The organism is Cryptosporangium sp. NPDC051539 (assembly GCF_044454545.1).
Taxonomy (GTDB): Bacteria; Actinomycetota; Actinomycetes; order Mycobacteriales; family Cryptosporangiaceae; genus Cryptosporangium.
Genome location: NZ_JBITDV010000020.1, coordinates 60,168 through 82,649, shown reverse-complemented (window position 1 = coordinate 82,649; position 22,482 = coordinate 60,168). Strand labels below are relative to the sequence as shown.

Here is a 22,482-nt window from a genome sequence, read left to right as displayed (position 1 = left end):
TGCGCTGGACAGCCTGTAACGCCGATGCTGTGCCGATGGATTGCAGCCGGCTGGCGGTGCCGGTGGACTGGGCCCATCCCGGTGGGCCGAAGCTCACCCTGGCCTTGCGCCGCCACCACGCCACCGGTACCCGGAAAGGGTCGCTGGTGCTGAACCCGGGTGGTCCCGGCGGCTCGGGCGTCGAGTTCCTGCCGGACGCGGTCGCCGTGTTCGGCAAGGATCTGGTGGCGGCGTACGACCTGATCTCCTGGGATCCTCGCGGGGTAGGCGGCTCGTCGCCTTTGACCTGCCCTGCAGCCGCGAACGCGGCACTGGCAAAGGTCGACGCCTCGCCGGACACCCTCGCTGAGCGCACCGCTCAGGAGGCGGCGACCGGCCGCTGGGCGCATGCCTGCGCCACGGCGTCCGGACCGTTGTTCGGCCATGTCGACACGATCAGCACCGCGCGTGACCTGGACGCGATCCGGGTGGCCCTGGGCGAGAAGAAGCTGAACTACGGCGGGTTCTCCTACGGCACGAGGATCGGCCTCTTCTATGCCGACCTGTTCCCGCGCCGGGTCGGCCGCATGCTGCTCGACTCGACCGTCGACCCGGCCAACGACGACGCGGCGTTCCTGGCCGGGCAGACGGTCTCCCTCGATCGGGCTCTGACCGACTATCTGACCAGCTGCCGTGACCGCGCCGGGTGCCCGCTACGGGGCGTTTCCCTGTCCGTGGCCCGGCAGCGGATCGCCGCGCTGATCAAGGCCGCCGACGCCCCAGGCGGGGTGCGACAGGAGGACATCATCGGCGCGGTCACCGCGCTGCTCACGACGCCCAAGACGTGGCCGGCGCTGGACACCGTGCTCACTGGGCTACTCAACGGCGACACCAACGTGCTCGAGCTCTACCAGGGTGGCGCGGGTCCCGATGTTGCGAACCTGACGATCAACTGCATGGATCTGCCCGACAGCCGCTCCGGCCGGCAGGTGCTGGCGGACGCCGCCCGCGCGGCGCGGGTCAACCCGGTCCTCGGGTGGGAGATCGCGTCCGGGCCGGCTTGCCCGCAGTGGCCGACACCCGCCGTGGTCCACCCGCACCTGGTCACCGCGGCCGGGGCCGCACCGATCTTGGTCGTCGGCACCACCCGCGACTCGGCGACACCGTTCGAGTGGGCCGTGTCCACCGCTTCGCACCTCTCCTCCGGACGGCTGCTGACGAGGGTCGGGAGCGGTCACGTCGCCTACAGCCGCAACGCCTGCGTCACCGCTGCGGTGGACCGGTACTTCATCGACGGCCGGCTACCGGCCGAAGGGGCCGTCTGCCGTGACTGACCTGGCTGGTCAACGGCCGTAGCGAACCTCGACGGCGCCTTGACCGCTCGGCACGAGAGCAAGTGGACGGACCGGCGGTCTTCGATCGCCCCGATCGTCGCCTGCTCTTCCGCTCCGGTGGCCGCACGCCCCGGTACCGGCCTCCGGGCGGCACCGTAAGCACGAGACCCCACCCACGACCAACCCAGTGCGGGGCGGTGCACTAGGCTCAAGCGGACGAAATTCTCCGCTTGGTGGACGCCGACGGCACGGTCGGCCTCTGGCGCTCAACCCAGGAGTGACAAGATGACCTTCGCGCTCAACGCCGAGGTGGCTGCCGTGCTCACCGCGGCGATCGAGGCCAACGGCCCACCACCGACTCTGCCCGTCGGTGACGTCGCCAGCCGTCGCGCCGCCCTCGACGCCATGCTCGAATACTTCAACAACCAGGCACAGCCCCTCCCCGAGGGAGTCGAGACCTCCGATCACGCGGTGACCGCGTCCGACGGAGCCACCCTGCTCGCGCGCTGGTACCGGCGGTCGAACGATCCGGGCGAGGCGGCTGTGCTGTACCTGCACGGCGGCGGGATGATCCTCGGCTCGGTGTCGATCTTCGACGGGCCCGTCGGCCGCTACGTCGCCCGCACGGGCGTCTCGATGCTCTCCGTGCAGTATCGCCTCGCCCCCGAACATCCCCATCCCACCCCGGTCGAGGACGCCTATGCCGGGCTGATCTGGCTCGCCGACCATGCCGCCGAACTCGGCGTCGACCTCCAGCGCATCGCCGTCATGGGCGACAGCGCCGGTGGCGGGCTGGCCGCCGGCGTCGCCATCCTCAGCCGTGACCGCAGCGGGCCGGCTCTGGCCCATCAACTGCTCATCTATCCGATGCTCGATGACCGCACTACCACGCCCGACCCCTACCTGACGGAACTCGCGGGCTGGTCCTACGACGACAACGTCACCGGCTGGGACGCGCTACTCGGGGCGGGACACGAACAGCGGAACGTCGACCCTTCTGCCGCGCCCGGGCGGCTCAAGGACGCCACCGGCCTGCCACCGGCCTACATCGAGGTCGGACAGCTCGACGTCTTCCGCGACGAGGACCTCCGCTACGGGATGACCCTCAGCCGGGCCGGCGTCCCCGTCGAACTGCATCTGCACCCGGGAGTCCCCCACGAGTATGACGCGATCGCCTTCGACGCCGACGTCTCCCGGCGAGCCCAAGCCGACCGCGACCGAGTCCTCCGCAGCCTTTGACCCCGCCCGTAGTCTCCCTCGGCGCCGGCGATCTCCCAGAAACGTCCGAAGTGGATCGGCGAGCATACTGCACGTACCGGAAGGTAGAGGTTGAATCCGCCCGATAATTTGCCGAAAGCGCGTCATTCTGGACAGGTCGGTCGCTCGCCCTCCAGCTCCATTGAACGTACGCGGGCGACCCGCACCGAGATCCTGCGTGCTGGGGGAACTGCTCGCGGAACAGGGGTACGCGAGACCGCGGTGGCCGGGATCTCCGAGCGGGCGCAAGTCGCCATCAACACCGTCCGTACCAGCGTGCGAACGCTGCGTCACTGAGAACAGGACTCGGATGATGATGAGCACGGCTGCCTGCATCCCGCAAGGAGCCGCTTCTCGAGGAAACCATGTCGGGCGGATGGCCGTCGCGATCGATGCCTCAGCTCGCAAATCGACCGCACCGCGGCGATGACGGACCGTCCCCGACGATGGTCGGACAGCCGCTACCGTCTGATCGAGCCCTTGGGACAGGGCGGAATGGGACGGGTCTGGCGGGGTTATGACGAGTTACTCCATCGCGACGTAGCGGTCAAGGAGATCGTCGGTCCGCTCGTGTTCAGCGATACCGAGTGGCAGGGGGTCCGGGAACGGTCGCTGCGTGAGGCACGGGCGATTGCCCGGTTGGATCACTACAACGTGGTCCGTATCCACGACATCGTCATGGTGGACGGCGATCCGTGGATCGTCATGGAGTACGTGGCCTCGCGGTCGTTGGCGACCGTGTTGGTCGAGGACGGTCGCCTCTCACCGCGGGTGGCGGCCCAGATCGGCCTGGCGGTCCTCGGCGCGCTGCAGGCTGCTCACGAAGCCGGTGTGCTGCATCGGGACGTCAAGCCGGCCAACATCCTGCTGGGCGAGGACGGGCGCATCGTCCTGACCGACTTCGGCCTGGCGACCCGGACCGACGATCCCCGGCTGACACGCGCCGGGGCGTTCGTCGGCACCCCGGCCTACCTCGCACCCGAACGTCTGGACGGCGCCGACATCGGTCCCGCGGCGGACCTCTGGTCGCTCGGAGTGACCCTGTACGAGGCAGTGGAGGGCGCATCGCCCTACCAGCGCAGCTCGGTCTTCGCCACGTTGAACGCAGTGCTGACGCAGTCGGCGCCGGCGCCCACCCACGCCGGCCCGCTGGGCCCGGTGATCGAAGGGCTGCTGCGTAAAGACCCGGAGCAACGACTCGACGCCGCCGAAGCGGAAGCGCTGCTCCGCACGGCGATCGGCGAGTCCGTGCCGATGCCTCCCCCGGCGCCCCGATCACCCCAAGCACCCCAAGCACCGTCGATTACGGTGCGGCGGCGGCAGGCCAGGCCCGAGGACTCTTCAGGGGAGCGCGCACCGGCGAGTGCACTGTGGCCGCATGCGCCGGCATTCGCCGGGTCGCCGGCCGCGTCCCCGACGTCCGAGCCCGGTGCGCACGCCGCCGCGGTGCCGCCGCCGCGGTGGGGTGGCTGGTTGTCCCGGCGGGGGCTCTACGCGGGCGTCGCGGTTGTGGTCACTCTCGTCCTGGTGATCACCGGCGGAGTGATCACGAAGGTCCTGGGTGGGTCGGCGTGCACGTCCCACGAGACGGTGCGGATCGCCGCCGCGCCGGAGATCGCACCGGTGCTCCGCGAGTTCGCGCGGTCGTGGACCGGACGCAGTGGTGAGGTGTGTGGGGAGGTCAGCGTGGTCAACGCCGACCCCGCCGAGGTCGCCAAGAACATCGCGGCCATGAGACAGGGCGCCGACGGACTCGGCGCACCAGTGAGGACCGCGGAGCTGCCCGACGTCTGGATCCCCGACTCGTCGATGTGGCTGGACCGGCTGCGGTCGGCCGGCGTCGATCTCCCGATCGCCGTCGGACGGTCCCTGGCCAGCAGTCCGGTGGTCCTCGCCGTGCCACAACCACAAACCGCAACCCTCGCGACGGACGGCAAGGCCACCACCTGGGAGACGCTGACGAAAACAGCGACGAGCGGCAGCTTTCGCATGAGCATCCTCGATCCGGCCGGGGACGCCGCCTCGCTGTCCGCGCTGATCGCCTTGGACGAGACCGAGTCGGCCGGCAGCAGCCGGCGGCGAACCGCCGAGATCAGCCTCCTGCGGACGCTCGCCGCCGGACACTCGTCGGTCCGCGCCGACCTGATCGCTCGTTTCCCGGACGCGACCGACGCGACCTCCCTGGCCACCGGCCTCGCCGTCGCGCCAATACCCGAATACGAGCTGATCGGCTACAACCGAGGCAATCCCGGAACCCGGCTCGTGCCGGTACAGGTCACTCCGCAACCGAGCTCTATGGACTATCCCTATACTTTGCTCCCCGGTGCGCGGCGCGGCGTCGACGAGCTGACCGACGACTTCATCGCCCAGCTCAACGGAAGCCAGTACATGGCGGCGTTGGCCCGATCCGGCTTGCGTGGGGCCACCGGGACGACGGGCCCAGGATTCGACGCCGATCCCACGACACCCCGGAAAATCACCACCACACAGCCCACCCGCCCGCAGATCGACCGGACCCTGAGCCGCTGGCGAGTCGTCGCACAACCGGGTCGGCTCCTCACCGTGATCGACGTGTCGGGCTCGATGAAGACGCCGGTACCGACCGCGGACGGCAAATCACGCGAGCAGGTGACGAAGGAAGCCGCCGCGGGCGCACTGGCGTTGATGGGCGACGACTGGTCGCTCGGGTTATGGACCTTCTCCACCGACCTGAACGGCAAACTCCCCTACCGGCAACTCGTACCGACCGGACCACTGGCGGCCCAACGCGCGGCCATCAGCTCAGCGCTGGGAGGAATCCAGGCCACCGACGGCGACACCGGCCTGTACGACACGATCCTCGCCGCCTACCGGCAAGCCCAAGCCGGCTGGGACGCCTCGAAATCCAACTCGATACTCGTGATGACCGACGGCAAGAACGCCAACCCCGGCGGCCTGACCCGTGCCGGCCTGATCGCCGCACTCAAACGCACCATCGACCCGAAGCGCAGTATCCAGATCATCGCCATCGGAATCGGCGAAGCCAGCCGCACGGAACTCACCCAGATCACCCAGGTGACCGGCGGCGGGGTGTTCACCACCGGCGACTCGAGCGGTATCAGCGACATCATCCTGCAAGCCATCGCCCTACGGCCCGGCATCAACGACTAGGACGTGTGCTGCCATGCGCAAAAGACTGCGGTATGAAGCCCTGGCTCTGTCCGCGCTCGTCGCCGCGGCGGCGGCGGCGGTCGTCGCGGCCGGGACGAGCCCGCCGACGGCTGCATCGAGTCATGAGCGAACCGCGAGGCCTCATTCGCTCCACCGGATCATCTGCGATCTGAACGGCAAGGACGTCTCGACGCTGAAGTCCGGCTGCACCCCGGCCCTGGCCGCGCGGGTCGAGGGCGGACCGGCGGCCAAGCTCGCCGAGGTCAACCAGACGTACGACAATTTAGGCGCGGCCTACAACTTCTTCGCCACGTACCTGGGCCGGGATTCCGTCGACGGGAACGGCATGCCGCTCAAGGCGCTGGTCCGCGTCTGCGACGGGCTGAGCTGCCCGGTCACGAGCCCTTTCTGGGCGAACGACCACTACTTCGTGGGCGACGACGCCGCGGTCGGCGACGACATCGCGACCCACGAGCTGACGCACGGCATCACCGACTACACCTCCAACCTCGCCTACACCTTCCAGTCCGGCGCGATCAACGAATCGATGTCGGACATCTTCGGTGAGTTCGAGGACCAGGTCACCGCGGTCCCGGGCACCAACGACCAGCCACAGAGCGCCTGGTTGTTCGGCGAGGACCAGGCCCGGTACCAACCGGTGCGCAGCCTCGCCGACCCCACCAGGGCCTTGGGCCACAACGGCTACCGCTCGCCGGACCGGATGCGCTCGCCCTACTACTTCGTGTCCGCAGCCGACATCGATCCGGGTTCGCCGGACGACAGCGGAGGCGTGCATTACAACAGCGGCGTCGGGAACAAGGCCGCCTGGCTGATCGCCGCCCCGGGCACCCACGTGTTCAACGGGCAGCGGATGACCGGGATCGGTATTCCCAAAGCCGCCAGGATCTACTACCGCGTCCTGCAGACGCTGCCGTCAGCGGCCAACTATCCCGACCTGGCTGACGCACTGACCACCTCCTGCGCCTACCTCTCTGCCCACCACACGGCGGGCATCACCACGACCGACTGCCTCCAGGTCCAGCGGGCCGTCACCGCCACCGAGATGCGACTCCCGCCGCTGTCGCCCGCCGCCGCGCTCGTTCCCCCAGCGCCGGTATGCCCGACCGGCACCCGCGCCACGGTCCTGGCCGCCGACGGCTTCGAACACACCGCCGCCGACCCCTGGACGGTCACCGGACAGTGGCGCAACCCACCGGCCCAAGGCGTCGACCCGGCCTACACCGACACCGAGTACCACGCCTACGCGCGAGAGGGTAAACGCGCGCTGGAGTCCTACCTCCCCACCGATCTGACCGATCCGACTCAGCCGCGCCAGAGCGTCGCGACGTGGAAGACCACCATCGCCGTCCCGACCGGAACCAGCACCTATCTACGCTTTCAACAGGCCCGGCAGATGTCCGTCGACGAAGGCAAGAACGTCGGCGCCGGCTACGTCCAATACAGCCTCGACGGCGGCCAGTGGCAGGACGCGGGCACGCTGTTCACCGACAACGGATACACCGGGGCCCTCGACAAATCCACCGGTTACGGCACCGCGAAGGGCTTCACCGGCAGCACCCACGGCTACACCGCCAGCCGGATGAACCTCACCTCGCTGGCCGGGCACCGAGTCGGAATCCGCTTCGTCTCCGTCATCGACAAGCAATACATCTCGGCCTGGTGGCTCGACGACGTCCGCGCCTACACGTGCTCGTAGTCGTGCCCGCCACGCGCACACACCGAGATGGGTTCCTCGGGCGGCGACTCCGGGCCGTCGAACGCGACAGAGCGGTCCTCGCGGGAATCGTCGCCGTGGTCCTGTGCGTGTCGGCGTGCACCGCCAGTGCCCGGCCGGCCTCGGTGTCGACGCCCGCTTCGTCTGCCGGAGGTTTCGCGCCCGGCGCCGCGAGCATCGGCGACCCGTACTTCCCGACGTACGGCAACGGCGGCTACGACGTCGTCGGCTACGACCTGAAGTTGCGATACGACCCGTCAACGGCGACGCTGTCGGGCACGGCCACGATCACCGCGACCGCGACCCAGGGACTGTCCCGTTTCGACCTCGACCTGGTCGAGCTGACCGCGAGCGCGGTCACCGTCGACGGACGGACCGCCGCGCACGCCGAGCGGGACGACAAACTGGTCGTCACACCGGCGCGAGGCATCCCACGCGGACAGAAGTTCACTACGGTGATCGCCTACTCGGGCAAGCCAGTTCCGCTGGAGAACGACGGGGAGAGCGGAAGCGGCTGGCTGAGTACCCCGGACGGCGGGTTCGCGGTCGGCGAACCGCGATCGGCCAGCGCGTGGTTCCCGGTGAACGACCATCCCGCCGACAAGGCCACCTTCCGGCTGGCCATGTCGGTGCCCGACGGGCTCGAGGTGATCAGCAACGGCCGGCCCGGCCCTCGCAGCTCGGCCGGCGGCCGGACCACCTGGCGGTGGTCCGAGGACGCACCGATGGCCTCCTACCTCGCGTTGATCGCGATCGGGCACTACCGGATCACCACCAGCACGCATCAGGGCAAGCCGCTGGTGATCGCGATCCCCGAGCCGCTCCCCGCGGACGGCCCGGCCGCGCAATCGCTGTCGCGCACCGGCGAGGTGGCCGACTACCTGGCCACTCAGTTCGGGCCCTACCCCTTCGACGCCTACGGCGGGGTCGTCCTCGACGACGACCGGTTCGGTTCCGCGATGGAGACGCAATCGCGGCCGGTCTACAGCAACGACTTCTTCCGCGTCGAGCCAGACACCGGCCTGGTGGCGCACGAGCTGGCCCATCAGTGGTTCGGTGACAGCGTCTCATTGCACCGCTGGCAGGACATCTGGCTCAACGAGGGCTTCGCCACCTACGCGGAATGGCTCTGGGAAGAGCACACAAACGCCGGGAGCATGCAGTCGACCTTCGACGACCTGTACACGACGATCGACTGGACAGTCGCGCCCGGCAGGCCAGGAGTGAATGGCCTCCTCGACAGCACGGTCTACGACCGGGGCGCCATGGTCCTCTACGCACTGCGCAAGACGATCGGCGACAGAGCGCTCACCGGCCTGCTCAAATCGTGGACGACCGAGCACCAGGGCGGCAACGCCACGACCGCCGACTTCGTCACCGCAGCCGAGAACGCCGCGGGCGGCCGTGACCTGCACGCCTTCTTCCAAGCCTGGCTTTACGGCACCACCAAACCCGCCGCTCCGAGCTAGCGAGGTCAGACGGTGACGGCGGCGGTCCCGGCTTGACGGACGGGACGCACCATTCATAGGTAGAGAGAGGTGCCCGTGTGGCTGCCGGGGACACCGTGCTGGGTATCGACTTCGGCACGTCCAGCACCATCGCGATGCTACGGACCCCCGAGGGCCGGGTCCGGCCGCTGCTCTTCGACGCGTCACCGCTCCTGGCCTCCGGGGTCTACGCCGGCACCCACCGCGAGCTGCTGACCGGAGTCGACGCCGAGTGGGCCGCGCTGGCGCACCCCGGCGGCCTGGAGCTTAATCCGAAGCGGCGGATCGGCATCCTGGGCAGTCCCGACTGTCATGTGGATGGACCAGCAACTCCATCACGGCGTCGGCAAAATCAGGTCTAAGAGGCTTGCGCGATAAGCGCATCGCCCTCACCTGGATAGGCACTGCATAACCAAGCGCGCGAGATCGGATCGGATCTCTGCTAAAGGCGAGTCAGGTCGACCTTGATCGGGAATGGCGCCGTCGCTTCGACCAGTCCGGCGAAGAAGACCTCACCGTCACGATAGGCCTTAGTTGCAGGGTCCAGCACGTAGGTACAAACCACCCGCACTCCAGCGGGAGGTTGCTCTACCCGCCAGTAGTACGAGATCCCGGACCTCGCGTACTGCTCTGCCTTCACGATCCGGTCTGTGGTCTCCGAGCCCGGCGAAACGACTTCGACGACCAGCAGAAGATGCTCAGGACGCGCGGGCATGACGTCCAGGGTGTCCGCCCGGTACACGACCACGTCCGGACGCCGGTTGGTCAGCGGTACATCTTGAAGCCGCACGTCGAAGTCGAAGTCGGCGTTCCAGTCCGGGCCGGCGGCGGCCTCCAAGGCGACCGCAAGAATTTTGACCAACCGGTTGTGCCGCTTGGACGGGCACGGATTCACAACGACCATCCCGTCCACAATCTCGATACCCGCGCACTGCTCCTCGGACCAGGAGTCGTACTGCTTTGCCGTGACCTGATGACGCATCCAGTCAGGCGCGATCATCGGCGCGGTGATAGCGCACCTCTAGTCACGTGCCTAGTCCCCCGCTGGGAGCCTACCGTTGCGGCACCGCTCCTCACGTCACTACCGCACAGCCACGCCCACGCCCCCCAGACGGACAGGTTGAATCTCAAGCTAGAGGCGGCTGTTGGCGAAGACGTCGTCGATCCGGCGCATCGCGGTCGTGAGGTGCACGCGCATCGCGTCCGCGGCGGTGTCGGGGTCGTTCGCGGCGATGGCCTGGGCGATGGCGACGTGTTCGGGTTTGGTGGCCGCGGCCTGCCCGGCGTGGTGGTAGAGCCGGTACATGTGCAGGTGGCTGCGGAGCCGGGCCAGCGCGTCACGCAGCCAGGTGTTGTCGCTGAACGACGCGATCAGGTCGTGGAAGGTCGCATCGTAGATCATGTCGAGCCGGTTGGCGGCGGCGTCCTGCGCGCCGGCACCACCGGTGTGCGCGAAGGCCTCGAGCTGCTCACGCTGCTCGTCGCTGGCGTGCCGGGCGGCGAGCGCGGCGGCGGCCGGCTCCACCAGCAGCCGGAAATCGATGAGCTTGCGGAGCTCCTCCAGGCCGATCAGCGGCGCCACCGTGTAACTGCGCCGCGGCTCCTTGAGGACCAGGCCCTCGGCTTCCATCCGGGCGAGCGCCTCGCGCAGCGGGGTCGGTGAGACCCCGAGGGACCGGGCCAGCGCGTCGATGTTCAGCCGCGCACCCGGCGCGAACTGGTGGTTCATCATCATGTCGACGAGCACGGCGTGGACGTCGGCCACCAGCGGCTGACGCGGTTCGAGACGCGGAACGCCCGCGGTGATCTCCACAGCTCCAAATCGTACGTCGTTCAATTTCAAATTTCCTATAGGAAATTTCGTATTGACTATAGCGTGAACGAGGCCCTACTCTTCGTCACCACCACCCACCAGCGACGATGGGGGAAACGGTGACCGCACTCGGTCGTCAGACGGTAGAGACCCGCGGGGACCCACCTCGAGAACACGCCCGCCACCGCCCGCTGAAGTTGGCGCTGATCGCGTTACGGGCCGGGCCGGCGGCGATCCTCTTCCTCCTCGTGGTGGCGCTGAGCGTCGCCTCCGAGGTGTTCCTGACGCTGGAGAACGTCGGGAACGTGCTCAACCAGTCGGCAGTGATCTGCGTGCTGGCGCTCGGCCAGCTGCTCGTCGTGGTGACCGGCGGGATCGATCTCTCGGTCGGCTCGAACCTGTCGTTGTGTGCGGTCGTCGGCGCGATCGTCTGGCGGGACCACGGCTCGGCCACGTCCGCGATCGCCGCCGCGCTCGGTACCGGCACGCTCGTCGGCCTCGTCAACGGGCTCCTCTACGTCAAGGGCCGACTGCCGCACCCGTTCATCCCGACCCTCGCGATGCTCACCGCGGCGAGCGGCCTGGCGCTCTACCTATCGCACAGCGAGACGATCCTGGGCGCACCGCCGATCGTGAACGAGATCGGGGCCGGGCGCATCGCCGCCATCCCCGGCGGCGGGGAGATCGGCTGGTTCCCGACGGCGACGCTCGTCGTCGTCGCGGTGGCGGTTCTGCTGTTGCTCCTGACCCGGCGGCTGGTCTGGGGACGCTGGGTCTACGCGGTCGGCGGCAGCCGGGAAGGCGCGGTCCGCAACGGCATCCCGGTCCCGTCGGTGCTGATCTCGGTGTACGTCCTGTGCGGACTGCTCGCGGCGGTCGCGGCTCTGCTGACGATGGGACGGGGCGACGCCGGGTCCCCGACGTCCGGCGCACTGGCCGAACTCGACGCGATCGCGGCGGTGATCATCGGGGGCGCGAGCTTCCTCGGCGGCCGCGGAACCGTCGTCAACGCGCTGACCGGGGCGCTGATCATCGCGGTGCTCCGCAACGGGCTGAACCTGCTCGGCATCGACCCGAACTGGCAGTACATCGCCACCGGCGCGGTGATCGTGATCGCCGTGGAGCTGGACGTCGTCCGGGGCCACCTGGAACGCCGGTTCCGCGGCCTGCAGGCGGTGAGCGCGGCATGAACGGCCTCCGCGTCACCGGCGCCTCCAAACGGTTCGGCGCGGTCACCGCGCTCGACGACGTGAACCTCGAGGTGGCGCCGGGCGAGGTGCTCGCGCTGCTCGGTGACAACGGGGCGGGCAAGTCCACGCTGGTCAAGGCCATCAGCGGGGTGCACAGGCTCGACTCGGGCACCGTCACGCTGGACGGCACCGACCTCACCGACGCCGGCCCGATGGCCGTGCGGGCGCACGGGATCGAGACCGTCTACCAGGACCTCGCGCTCTTCGACAACCTCGACCCGGCCGCGAACTTCTTCGCCGGACGGGAACTGGCCGGCCCCACCTGGCTGCCGCGGGCGCTCCGGTTCATGCGGCATCGCCAGATGACCGAACGGACGCGCGAGACCCTGGAACGGCTGCAGGTGAGCCTGCCCGACCTCGGGGCGACGGTGGCGCTCATGTCGGGCGGGCAGCGGCAGGCGGTCGCGGTGGCCCGGGCGGTCGCGTTCTCGTCCCGGCTGGTCATCCTGGACGAACCCACCGCCGCGCTCGGGCTGCGCGAATCGACCGGCGTGCTGACGCTCATCCGCCGGCTCAAGGACGACGGCGTCGCGGTGATCCTGATCTCGCACAGCATGGATCACGTCATGGCCGTCGCGGACCGGGCCCTCGTGCTGCGCCGCGGTCGTGCGGTCGGCGAAACCGTGCCGACGCCTGAGAACCACGAACGGCTCGTCTCCTGGATCGTCGGCGCGGCCGGCGGCCAGGCCATCTGAGTGTCCGAACTCATGAGGGAGTCGCAGTGAGACCTATCAAGTTTCTCGTCGTGGGCGCGAGCGCGCTCGCACTGACGCTGGCGGGCTGCAGCGACGGCACCTCGTCGGCCGGTACGGCATCGGGTTCGGGCGGCGGGGTGAAGGTCGCGTTCATCACCAAGTTCCCGGTGGCCTTCTTCACCGCGATGGAGGACGCGGCCAAGGCGTACGCCGAGCAGCACCCGGGAACCGTCGACGTCACGTACTTCTCCTGCAAGACACCGGCGGACGTCGCGTGCCAGACCGCGCAGATCCAGGACGCGGTCGCGAAGGGCTTCAAGGCGATCGTCATCACGCCGATGGGGCCGGAAGTCGTCCCGGCCCTGAACGCGGCCGCGGACAAGGGACTCAAGGTCGTCCTGGCCGACAACAACCTCGACGAGTTCACCAAGAAGACCGCCGTCGCCGCCACCGACAACGTCAAGGGCGGTGAGGCCGCGGGCGCCTACCTCAAGACGGTGCTGAAGTCCGGGGACACGATCGGCCTGATGGAAGGTGTCCGGGGCGTCCCGGCGCTGGACGCGCGGATCCAGGGCGTCAAGAAGGCCCTGGAGGGTACCGGCGTGAACGTGATCATCGGCGGCGCCGAAACGAAGTGCGACGCCGCCAAGGGAACCACCGTCGCGCAGGACCTGTTCACCCGCTCCCCGGGGCTCACGGCCATCTACTCCGCCTGCGACGACCCGGCGATCGCCGCGGCGAAGGTCGCCAAGCAGAAGGGCAAGAAGGTGCTGGTCATGGGTTACGACGGCCTCCCGGACGCAGCGAAGGCGATCGAGGCCGGCGACATGCGCGCCACCATCGCCCAGTTCCCGGGAAAGATGGCGTCGCTCGGCGTCGAAGCGGCCGTGGCCGCCGTGCAGGGCAAGAGCGTCGAACCGTTCATCGACACCGGCACCGAACTGGTCACGAAGGACAACGCCGCGAAGTTCCGCTCGTTCCAGTGACGCTTGTATCCAGGCTCTGTCCACTGTAGGCGGACGGGAAGACCAGGACGTGTCTGCTGGTGAGCAGGGCCCGCGCGCAGCGGGCCCTGCTCGCGGTCCGCACGCTCGGCGCCACCCTGCTCGGTACTCGGTTCCGGAGGTCACCGCGTTCCTGCGCACGCGACGGGCCGGCATCCGGCCGGTCGACGTCGGGCTGACCTCGCACGGCCCTCGCCGGGTGCCCCACTTGCGCAACCTGGTCAGGCCGCTCGGGCCGACCGTCCCGGACCGCTAGTGCGTTGTCCATGAACGTTCACCGGTTCGGTGACACGCCGGGCGTGGTCGGTGACGTGAGTTCTTGAGCGGTCCAGCCTCGGTGTTTCGACGTTGTCGGAATGGAGGTGGCCGGTTGGCTGAGCCGGTGAAGGCTCGCAGGCTGACTGATGAGGAAGGTCAGCGGCTGCTGCAGATCGTGCGGCGGGGCCGTAACCCGATCCGGGTGCGGCGGGCGACGATGATCATGGCTTCGGCCTCGGGGACGCCGGTGGCAGCGATCGCGCGCCTGGTCGCGGCCGATGAAGACACCGTCCGGGACGTTATTCACGCCTTCAATGAGGTCGGGTTGAATGCGTTGGACCCTCGGGTGGGCGGGAGGTCGTCCCCGCCTGATCAGTGATGAGGACATCGCGTTCCTCCTCCGGACGGCCCGAACGCGACCGAAGAAGCTCGGTCTGCCGTTCACCCGGTGGAGCCTGCGGAAACTCGCCGGCTACCTGGCCGGGAACTACTGCGGCCAGCACGCCTGGCCGGTCCGGATCGTGCGGGCCGGCCGGGAACGCCTCCGACAGTTGCTCCGGGCGGCCGGGGTGTCCTTCCAGCGGACCCGGACCCGGACCCGGACCTGGAAGGAGTCTCCCGGCCCGCAGAAAGACACCAAGCTCGACCGGATCGAGCACGTCCTGGAGCACTTCCCCGACCGGTGTTTCGCGTTCGACCAGTTCTGACCCCGACGTACGCGTCCTGGGCGAACCCGATCGAGGCGCAGTTCGGGCCACTGCGCATGTTCACGATGGCCAACTCGAACCACCCCAACCACCCCGTCCTGGCCCGCGACCTGCACCAATACCTACGCTGGCGCAACGCCAACGCCAGACATCCCGACGTCCTCGCCGCCCAACGGCGAGAACGCGCACGCATCCGCAGCGAATGCCACCACCGGTGGGGACGACCCGCCACCAAGGTGGCCTGAACCGGTGAACCCAAGTGGTCAACGCACTAGGCCCCGACGTGCTTCGCGCGCCAGGCCGCCATGTGGCCGAACAGGTCGACGGGGGTGACCTCGGGAATGCTCGGGTCGGCGCGCCGGTAGATCTGGTGCAGCGTCACCACGACCCGCTCGGAATCACCGAGTGCGGCATAGGGACCGAGGTTGATGCGATCCGCCGCCTCCTGCCAGGGCAGCCCGGCGGCCTGAGACGCCCGGGCGTAGTCGAGGACGAAGACGAGGTAGTCCCGAGCGGCCCGGATGCCGTCCGCGTCGGTGACCGGGCCATGGCCCGGGACGACCACCTGCGGCTCCCAGCTGATCATCGTGTCGCACGCGGCGATCCAGTTGTCCACGGCGCCCGACCAGGAGATCGAGGTGCCGTTGACGAAGAGCAGGTCGCCGGCGTAGAGCACCCCACAGTCGGGTACGAAGGCCACCGAGTCACCCATCGTGTGGGCCGGTGCGAGCTCGACGAGTCGTACCTCCCGCCCGCCGACGTCGAGAGTGAGATCGCCGTCGAACGTCACGTCCGGCTGGCGCAGCTCGACGCCGTCGAGGTTGAAGGCGCCGAAGCAGTGCTGGAGGTACGGCGTCATGACCGGCCCCATGTCGGCCTCGAGCAACGCTTTGAACACCTCCGGCGGCAGGTCGTCGATTTCGTGCCCGGTGTGCGTGGTGGCGTGGATGCGGACCGCGGGATCGAGAAGTTTGTTTCCGTAGGTGTGATCCCCGTTGTTGTGCGTGTTGAGTGCCGCGACGATCGGAGCGTCGGCGGTGTGCGACGCCATCGCCCCCAGCATCTCGCGTGTCAGGTCGTAGTCGAACAGCGTGTCGACGAGAAACGACTCCCCGTCACCGCGGATGAGGCCGGCGTTGCTCAGGCACCAGCTGCCGTCCGGGGCCAACCACCCCCACACGCCCTCGGCAAGCTCGTGCAGGCCCTTGATGTACTCGACCATCTCGTCGTCTCGATTCAGTTGTCGTGAAGTGGATGGGGAGTGCTGCCGGCGACCACACGCTGACGGGTGGCGCCCAGTGCCTCGCCGTAGAGCGAGACCTCGTCGCCGACGCGAAGCCAGGTCGACTCCTCGGCCAGGGTCGCGGCAGTGGCGTGCTCGAGCAGGCAGCCGCCAGGGATCGTCCCCGATCCGATGACGTCACCCGGGGCGAGCTGGGTGCCGCGGGAGGCGAAGGAGATCACCTGCGCGAAGGTCCAGTCCATGTCGGCGGTGGATCCGCTTGCGATCTCGGTGCCGTTGACGCTGGCCGCGACGCTCAGGTCCAGGCGTCCGTCACGCCGGTGATCGGCGACCTCTGCCGCGGTCACGAGCCAGGGGCCGAGCGTGGTGGCCCCGTCCTTGCCCTTGCCTTGCCCCAGTCCCATTTTTAGATCCTTGACCTGCAGGTCCCGGGCCGTCCAGTCACAGAAGAAGGTGTAGCCCGCGATGTGGTCGGCCGCCTGGGCCGGGCTGAGGTCGCGACCGGCGCGGCCGATGACGACGCCGACCTCGAGTTCGAGGTCCCACCACCGGGAACCGGGTGACATCGCGACGTCGGCATAGGGGCCCACCACGCTCGCCGGGTTGCCGAAGTAGAACGCCGGGATCTCCGTCCACACCGCGCTGAGCTCGTCGTCACGACCCAGTGCTCGCATGCACCCGCGCATGTGCTCGAGGAAGCACAGGGCGTCGCGGATCGCCGGTGGGCGGGGAACCGGCGCGAGGACGCGGGGATCCTCGATGGGGATGACCTCGGACGGGCGGTCGAGAAGCGTCCCCGCGAGGGCGGCGATCTCGTCCGCCCCGCTCGCGACGAGGTCGATCAGGGTGCGCGCATCGTGCGCGAGCCGAATGGACCCGTCGTGGACGAGGCCGACTCTGGGCCCGTGGCTGGAGTGGACAGTGGCCCAGGGCATGGGACCTCCCAGGGGTAGGGGTGGCTGGGCCCGCCGAGGCCGAGCGGCCGGTCGCTGTGCGATCAGAGCGCCTACTGTGACCTCCGTCATCACAAAAAGTCAACGGTACGTCGATTTTTGGGTCCGGGCGGCTGAGCCGCCCGCGCGCAGGTCTAGGTTGGGGTGATGGAGTCGGGCACGGAGGGGACAACGCCCGCGCGGCCGCGCTACGCACCGGGCATGCGCAAGGGCGACCGCCGACGCCACGAAATCCTCAACGCCGCCGAGGAGCAGTTGCGCGACCGGCCGGCCATCGAGCTCACGATCGACGGCCTCGCCGAGACCGTCGGGGTGTCACGCTCGAGCCTGTACTTCTACTTCGACAGCAAGTGGGCAGTAGTCGACGCGCTCGTCGACCGGGCATCGGCCGAAATGTACGACGAGTACCGTTCGGTCCCCGACGACGCTCCGTTCGATGAGTTCCTCGCCGTCGTGATGAAGGCGACCCTTTCCGGATGGCGCCGCCATCGCGTCGTCTTCCTCGCCGCAGCCGAACGCAGTTCCCACGCCGACGAGTCCACCGATCGTTGGCGAGGCATCATGCAAGGCTTTGCCGACTTCATCGCCGACCGCCTCGAGATCGAGATCGCGCTGAACCCCGCCGTCGACCCGACCCCTTTGGGCGGGCCGCGCCAAGCAGCGGAGATCGGCTGCTGGATGGTGGAGCGGAACTTTTACATGCTTTTCTCCCGCGAGCACGACGAGGGGGACGAGCGCGCGATGCTCTCGTCGCTGACCGGAGCGCTCGAGCGTCTCCTGCACACGGCATCGGTGCACTCTTCGCAGTAGCTCGACGACCAAAGGCCGATCCGGGCTCGGTGGCAGCCACCCGAGCCCCGCTTCCGTGCACCCTCAGGACGCGTACCGCCACCCCACGGCACAGTCGACGTTTCGGCAATAAAAATCGACGCACCGTTGACTTTGTCGTCATGAGCGGCTGATAGTGGCGGCGATGTGACGGCCGCCACGTGCCGTCCCGACGGTGGGAGACCGCGATGACCCAGGAGGCAGCGCCCCGGCACAGCGCCGACGAGCCGGCCGCGCTCGTCAACGACTTGCTGATCGGTGGCGTTCAGGACCCCTACCCGCTCTACGCGCAGCTGCGTGAGATCGGGGACGGCGTGCACTGGTCCGACGTGCTGCAAGGTCACCTGGTGACCCGCTACGACCAGGTGCGGAAGATCGCGAGTGACCACGAGACGTTCTCCAGCGACGTGTTCTGGGGCATGGCGGCCAGCGCCCACAAGCCCGAGGACACCGAACACCTGCGGTTCATCGACATCGCCTCGCGGCTGTTCATGTTCGCTGACCCGCCGACGCACACGCGAATCCGCAGTACCTTCCGGCACGCCTTCACCCCGGGCGCGGTGGCCCGCTGGGAAGTCTTAGTCGCTCAGGTGACCCGTGAGCTGCTCGACCGCTACCCGCGCGGCGAGGAGCTCGACATCATGCCCGGCTTCGCGGCCGACGTCCCGGTCGCGGTGATCGCCGAGATCCTCGGCGTGCCGGCCGAGATGCGTCCGAAGTTCCGGGAGTGGTCCTACGCCTACGCGTCGACCTTCGACCCCATCGTCCAAGGGGAACGACGCGACGCCGCCATCGTCACGTCCCTGGAGCTCTTCGACTACCTGGCGGGCCTGGTCCGTGAACGCAAGGCCGCACCGCGTGAGGACCTCGTCTCCGAACTGGTGCGCACCGAGACCATCGACGGCGACCTCCTCGGCGACGTGGAGATGCTCGCCCAAGTAGCGCTGCTCCTGGTCGCCGGCAACGAAACCACCACGACGCTGATCGGCGCCGGACTCACGCTGCTGTTCGACAACCCCGAGGCCCTGGAAGAGATCCGCGCCGATCGGTCGCTGCTCCCCCGCGCGATTGAGGAAATGCTGCGCATCGACCCGCCGTTGCACTTCGTGGTGCGGCTCACCACCAAAGACGTGGTCGTCGGCGAGCACGAGCTCCCCGCCGGCTCCGTGGTCTGGGCCTGCGTACCGGCGGCGAACCGCGACCCGCGCCGGTTCGCCGATCCGGAGCGGTTCGACATCCACCGCGACGACAACAAGCACCTGTCCTTCATGCACGGCATCCACTTCTGCGTGGGTGCGCCGCTGGGCCGTCTGGAAGGCCGTGTCGTCTTCGACCACATCCTCGACGCCTACCCCGACATCCGCGCCGGGCAGGCTCCCGCGCTGCGCCGCGTGACCAACATCGTCGCACGCGGGTTCGACACCCGGCCGGTGGTGCTGTGAGCGACGCAGCACACCTCACCGTCGCCGTCCGGAGCAATCAATGTGCCGCGAGCGGGGGCTGTCGCGCCGCGGCGCCGACAGTGTTCGGCCGGGACGCCCACGGGTGGGTGACCATCCTGGATCCGCATCCCTCGGCGGAGCTGACCGAGGACGTCCTCGACGCCCACGAGTCCTGCCCCATGGGGGTCATCGAGGTGTACGACGCGGAGGGATCGTCCCTTGTCTGACCCCGGGAGCAGGCACGGAGACGTGGTCGACCTGGCGATCATCGGTGCCGGACCAACGGGGCTCTACGCCGCCTACTACGCCGGTTTCCGCGGGCTGAGCACGGCGGTCGTCGATGCCCTGCCCGTGGTCGGCGGCCAGGTGAGCGCGATGTATCCCGAGAAGGTGATCGCCGACGTCGCGGGGTTCCCCGCGGTCACGGGAGCCGAGCTGATCGCGCGGCTGGAGGAGCAGGCACGGCCCTTCGCGCCGAGGTACCACCTCGGTCATCGCGCGGAGCGTCTGACCGGGTGCACGAGTGCCGGCGGCGACACGGTCGGACTGGAGGTACACACCACCACCGACACGGTGATCCGAGCACGCGCGGTCGTCGTTGCCGGCGGCGTGGGTCATTTCGCTCCGCGTCCCCTGCCACCGGCGACAGGCCTGGCGCAGGCCGACGTCGAAGCGTTCGTAACCTCGACAGACGCCTACGCCGGGCGCGATGTCGTGGTGGTCGGTGGAGGTGACAGCGCTCTCGACTGGGCAGCGATGCTCGCCCCAGTGGCCGCGTCGGTCACGGTCGTGCACCGGCGCGGCAGGTTCAGCGCCCACGCCCACTCGGTGGAGGTGGCGCGCGATCGGGGTGTTCGATTGCTGACCGAAGCGCAGCTCGTGGGCTCCCGCTACGGCGCCGGGCTGGAGGCCGTGATCGTGGAGCACCGCGACGGATCCCGGACGACGGAGCCATGCGGACGCGTCGTAGCCGCGCTCGGATTCACCGCACGACTGGGACCGATCCTCGCATGGGAGCTCGCCATCAAGAACCAGCGGCACATCGCCGTGGGTTCCCGGATGCACACCAGCCGGGAGCGTGTCTTCGCGGCCGGCGACGTCACGACGTACGACGGGAAGGTCCCTCTGATCGCGGTCGGCTTCGGCGAGGCGGCGACAGCGGTCAGCAATGCCTGCCGCGTCATCCACCCCGATGCTCCGCTGTTCGGCGGTCACTCCACCGAGACCACTGCGGCTGCCGGCCCTCCCGTCCTGGAAGGAGTGCGCTGATGCCGTACGTCATCGGTGAGCCCTGCGTCGAAGTGCAGGATCGCGCGTGCGTCGACGAATGCCCCGTCGACTGCATTTACGAGGGTCCCGACAAGCTCTACATCAACCCCGTCGAGTGCATCGACTGCGGCAACTGTGAGCCGGCCTGTCCGGTGTCAGCGATCTTCCCGGACCGCGCTCCGCGCCCCGGTGAGGAGCACCACGTCGCGGCCAACGCCGCCTTCTTCACACGGGAACCGTCGTGAGGACCAAAATCCGTGAGGACGTCACCGAGCAGCTAGCTGCGGTACTGGTCGACGGGTGCGCACTCGCGGTCGGCGGATTCGGGCTGTGCGGCAACCCCTTCGGCCTGATCGAGCTGGTCGACCGCCTCGGCGTCCGCGACCTCACCGTCGTGTCCAACAACATGGGCCTCGACGGCGTCGGACTCGGGCGATTGATCGACGGTGATCGCGTGTCACGGGTCATCGCGTCGTACGTCGGGGAGAACAGTCGCTTCGCGCGGCGCTATCTCGACGGCTCGATCCAGGTCGAGTTCGCGCCGCAGGGAACGCTGGCCGAGCGTCTGCGTGCCGGTGGCGCGGGGAAGGGAATGGGTGGAGCGATGGACCTTGTCGCGGGCGCACGACGCGTCATCGTGCTGACCGGTCACGTGACGAAGACGGGTTCGCCCAAGGTCGTCGCGCAGTGCGATCTTCCCCTGACCGGCGCTCGGGTGGTCGACCGGATCATCACCGACCGTGCCGTGTTCGACGTGACCGAGCAGCAGTTGGTCCTGGTCCGTCGCGCCCCCGGCGTGACCACGCAAGAGCTGGTCGCGCTCACCGGGCGCCATTCACCATCGACGAGCAGGCGGAGTCCGCATGACCCTGGCAGAACGCTTCGGCGCAGAGGTGTACATCGCCGGGTGGGGGCACACCCCCTTCGGCAAACTCGACGACTCGTTGGAGAACCTCATCGTCCGAGCGGCGCGCGAGGCGCTGGCGGGCGCCGGGCTCGATCCGGGTGACGTCGACGCCATCTTCCTGGGCCAGTTCAACAGCGGAATCCATCCCCTGGGCTTCCCTTCATCTCTCGCCCTGCAGATCTCCGACGATCTCTTCGGCCGGCCGGCGACCCGCGTCGAGAACGCCTGCGCCTCCGGTTCGGCGGCCGTGCACCAGGGTGTGGCCTCGCTCCTCGCGGGGACCGCGCGCACAGTTCTGGTGATCGGTGCGGAGAAGATGTCCGATGCCCCGGCCGACGTCGTCGGCGCAGGACTGCTCGGAGCCGACTACGAGTCGGCCGGAAGCACCTCGGCCACAGGCTTCGCCGGCCTCTTCGCCGAGGTGGCGAAGACCTACTCCGAGAGATACGGCGACTGCTCCGACACATTGGCGTCCATTGCCGCGAAGAGCCACCACAACGCGCTCGCCAACCCGTACGCGCACCTGCGCAGAGACTTCGACGAGGAATTCTGCCGGACCGTCTCGGCGCGCAACCCGATGGTTGCTGATCCCTTGCGACGCACGGACTGCTCACCCGTCTCGGACGGCGCCGCCGCGCTCGTGCTCACGACGGCGACCGCGGCACCGGTGCGGTTCCTCGGCCTCGCGCACGCCAACGACTTCCTGCCCGCGCCCAAGCGGGACCCGCTCGCCTTCGCTGCCACGACGCTGGCGTGGCAGCGAGCGCTGGAGCTGGCCGGAGTTACGCACGCCGACCTGTCCCTGGTCGAGTTGCACGACTGCTTCACCATCGCCGAGCTCAACCTCTACGAGGCACTCGGGATCGCCGAGCGCGGTCAGGGCGCACGGGTGCTCGCCGAGGGACGCCTGCACCGCGACGGCGACCTGCCGGTGAACCCGTCCGGAGGACTGAAGTCCAAAGGACACCCGGTCGCCGCCACCGGCGTCAGCCAGCACGTGCTCGCGGCCATGCAACTGACCGGGACCGCCGGGGAGATGCAGGTGCCGGACGCCACGATCGCTGCTGTTCACAACACGGGAGGGCTCGCCGTCGCCAACTACGCCAGCGTCCTCACGGGGCAATGACCTCCCGCCTCTGATCTGTCACCGGCTGAGACAGCATCTGATCAC

General features: G+C 68.9%; 18 protein-coding genes and 3 pseudogenes. 17 read left to right on the top strand and 4 right to left on the bottom strand.

Annotated features, from left to right (window positions below; all coding sequences use genetic code 11):
* Positions 1-35 precede the first annotated feature (35 nt).
* The 6 genes from ACIBZJ_RS40960 to ACIBZJ_RS40935 all read left to right on the top strand — a co-directional run bounded on the left by ACIBZJ_RS40960 (position 36) and on the right by ACIBZJ_RS40935 (position 9,304).
* Entirely contained in the window at positions 36-1,313 is a 1,278-nt protein-coding gene (locus ACIBZJ_RS40960) for an alpha/beta hydrolase (RefSeq protein ID WP_395939030.1), read from the top strand.
* Between the two features lie 285 nt (positions 1,314-1,598).
* On the top strand, positions 1,599-2,552 hold the full coding sequence (locus ACIBZJ_RS40955) for an alpha/beta hydrolase (RefSeq protein ID WP_395939029.1): 954 nt from the start codon (positions 1,599-1,601) through the stop codon (positions 2,550-2,552).
* A 444-nt stretch (positions 2,553-2,996) separates the two neighbouring features.
* Positions 2,997-5,720: a protein kinase gene (locus tag ACIBZJ_RS40950; protein WP_395939028.1), complete on the top strand. Its 2,724-nt coding sequence runs from the start codon at positions 2,997-2,999 to the stop codon at positions 5,718-5,720.
* Positions 5,721-5,733: 13 nt separating this feature from the next.
* A complete protein-coding gene (locus ACIBZJ_RS40945; RefSeq protein ID WP_395939027.1) occupies positions 5,734-7,437 on the top strand; it encodes a M4 family metallopeptidase in 1,704 nt (567 codons plus the stop codon).
* 107 nt (positions 7,438-7,544) lie between these two features.
* Complete coding sequence (locus ACIBZJ_RS40940) at positions 7,545-8,924, top strand: M1 family metallopeptidase (RefSeq protein ID WP_395939026.1); 1,380 nt, start codon at positions 7,545-7,547, stop codon at positions 8,922-8,924.
* Positions 8,925-9,001: 77 nt separating this feature from the next.
* The gene (locus ACIBZJ_RS40935) at positions 9,002-9,304 is read left to right on the top strand and encodes a hypothetical protein (RefSeq protein WP_395939025.1); all 303 of its coding nucleotides are present in this window, start codon (positions 9,002-9,004) and stop codon (positions 9,302-9,304) included.
* Positions 9,305-9,384: 80 nt separating this feature from the next.
* Here the strand turns inward: ACIBZJ_RS40935 and ACIBZJ_RS40930 are convergent, their stop codons facing one another.
* Positions 9,385-9,942, bottom strand: coding sequence for a Uma2 family endonuclease (locus tag ACIBZJ_RS40930; protein ID WP_395939024.1), 558 nt, complete (start codon positions 9,940-9,942; stop codon positions 9,385-9,387).
* Positions 9,943-10,074: 132 nt separating this feature from the next.
* Positions 10,075-10,755, bottom strand: coding sequence for a GntR family transcriptional regulator (locus tag ACIBZJ_RS40925; RefSeq protein WP_395939023.1), 681 nt, complete (start codon positions 10,753-10,755; stop codon positions 10,075-10,077).
* 119 nt (positions 10,756-10,874) lie between these two features.
* Between ACIBZJ_RS40925 and ACIBZJ_RS40920 the strand changes: the two genes are divergently transcribed.
* Genes ACIBZJ_RS40920 through ACIBZJ_RS40910 form a run of 3 tightly spaced genes read left to right on the top strand, consistent with a single transcriptional unit; the run spans position 10,875 to position 13,686 of the window.
* A complete protein-coding gene (locus tag ACIBZJ_RS40920) occupies positions 10,875-11,945 on the top strand; it encodes an ABC transporter permease (RefSeq protein ID WP_395939022.1) in 1,071 nt (356 codons plus the stop codon).
* A complete protein-coding gene (locus ACIBZJ_RS40915) occupies positions 11,942-12,700 on the top strand; it encodes an ATP-binding cassette domain-containing protein (protein WP_395939021.1) in 759 nt (252 codons plus the stop codon). The genes ACIBZJ_RS40920 and ACIBZJ_RS40915 overlap by 4 nt, the downstream gene beginning before the upstream one ends.
* Before the next feature lie 26 nt (positions 12,701-12,726).
* A complete protein-coding gene (locus tag ACIBZJ_RS40910) occupies positions 12,727-13,686 on the top strand; it encodes a sugar ABC transporter substrate-binding protein (RefSeq protein WP_395939020.1) in 960 nt (319 codons plus the stop codon).
* A gap of 432 nt (positions 13,687-14,118) precedes the next feature.
* On the opposite strand, the gene ACIBZJ_RS40905 is transcribed toward ACIBZJ_RS40910, so the two are convergent.
* The gene (locus ACIBZJ_RS40905) at positions 14,119-14,250 is read right to left on the bottom strand and encodes a hypothetical protein (protein WP_395939070.1); all 132 of its coding nucleotides are present in this window, start codon (positions 14,248-14,250) and stop codon (positions 14,119-14,121) included.
* Here ACIBZJ_RS40905 and ACIBZJ_RS40900 point away from each other — a divergent pair.
* A pseudogene (locus tag ACIBZJ_RS40900) lies at positions 14,210-14,914 on the top strand (helix-turn-helix domain-containing protein). The gene ACIBZJ_RS40905 and the pseudogene ACIBZJ_RS40900 overlap by 41 nt on opposite strands.
* A gap of 26 nt (positions 14,915-14,940) precedes the next feature.
* Here ACIBZJ_RS40900 and ACIBZJ_RS40895 read toward each other — a convergent pair.
* A pseudogene (locus ACIBZJ_RS40895) lies at positions 14,941-16,847 on the bottom strand (fumarylacetoacetate hydrolase family protein).
* 165 nt (positions 16,848-17,012) lie between these two features.
* Between ACIBZJ_RS40895 and ACIBZJ_RS40890 the strand changes: the two are divergent.
* The 7 genes and pseudogenes from ACIBZJ_RS40890 to ACIBZJ_RS40860 all read left to right on the top strand — a co-directional run bounded on the left by ACIBZJ_RS40890 (position 17,013) and on the right by ACIBZJ_RS40860 (position 22,437).
* The gene (locus ACIBZJ_RS40890; RefSeq protein WP_395939019.1) at positions 17,013-17,675 is read left to right on the top strand and encodes a TetR/AcrR family transcriptional regulator; all 663 of its coding nucleotides are present in this window, start codon (positions 17,013-17,015) and stop codon (positions 17,673-17,675) included.
* 206 nt (positions 17,676-17,881) lie between these two features.
* A complete protein-coding gene (locus tag ACIBZJ_RS40885) occupies positions 17,882-19,135 on the top strand; it encodes a cytochrome P450 (protein WP_395939018.1) in 1,254 nt (417 codons plus the stop codon).
* Positions 19,132-19,362 (top strand): ferredoxin, encoded by a 231-nt coding sequence (locus tag ACIBZJ_RS40880; RefSeq protein WP_395939017.1) that lies wholly within the window; start codon positions 19,132-19,134, stop codon positions 19,360-19,362. The genes ACIBZJ_RS40885 and ACIBZJ_RS40880 overlap by 4 nt, the downstream gene beginning before the upstream one ends.
* The gene (locus ACIBZJ_RS40875; protein WP_395939016.1) at positions 19,355-20,404 is read left to right on the top strand and encodes an NAD(P)/FAD-dependent oxidoreductase; all 1,050 of its coding nucleotides are present in this window, start codon (positions 19,355-19,357) and stop codon (positions 20,402-20,404) included. The genes ACIBZJ_RS40880 and ACIBZJ_RS40875 overlap by 8 nt, the downstream gene beginning before the upstream one ends.
* Positions 20,404-20,616: pseudogene (locus tag ACIBZJ_RS40870) on the top strand (indolepyruvate ferredoxin oxidoreductase subunit alpha); the annotation flags it as partial. The gene ACIBZJ_RS40875 and the pseudogene ACIBZJ_RS40870, both read left to right, overlap by 1 nt.
* A gap of 29 nt (positions 20,617-20,645) precedes the next feature.
* The gene (locus tag ACIBZJ_RS40865; RefSeq protein ID WP_395939015.1) at positions 20,646-21,413 is read left to right on the top strand and encodes a 3-oxoacid CoA-transferase; all 768 of its coding nucleotides are present in this window, start codon (positions 20,646-20,648) and stop codon (positions 21,411-21,413) included.
* A complete protein-coding gene (locus ACIBZJ_RS40860) occupies positions 21,298-22,437 on the top strand; it encodes a thiolase domain-containing protein (protein WP_395939068.1) in 1,140 nt (379 codons plus the stop codon). The genes ACIBZJ_RS40865 and ACIBZJ_RS40860 overlap by 116 nt, the downstream gene beginning before the upstream one ends.
* Positions 22,438-22,482 lie beyond the last annotated feature (45 nt).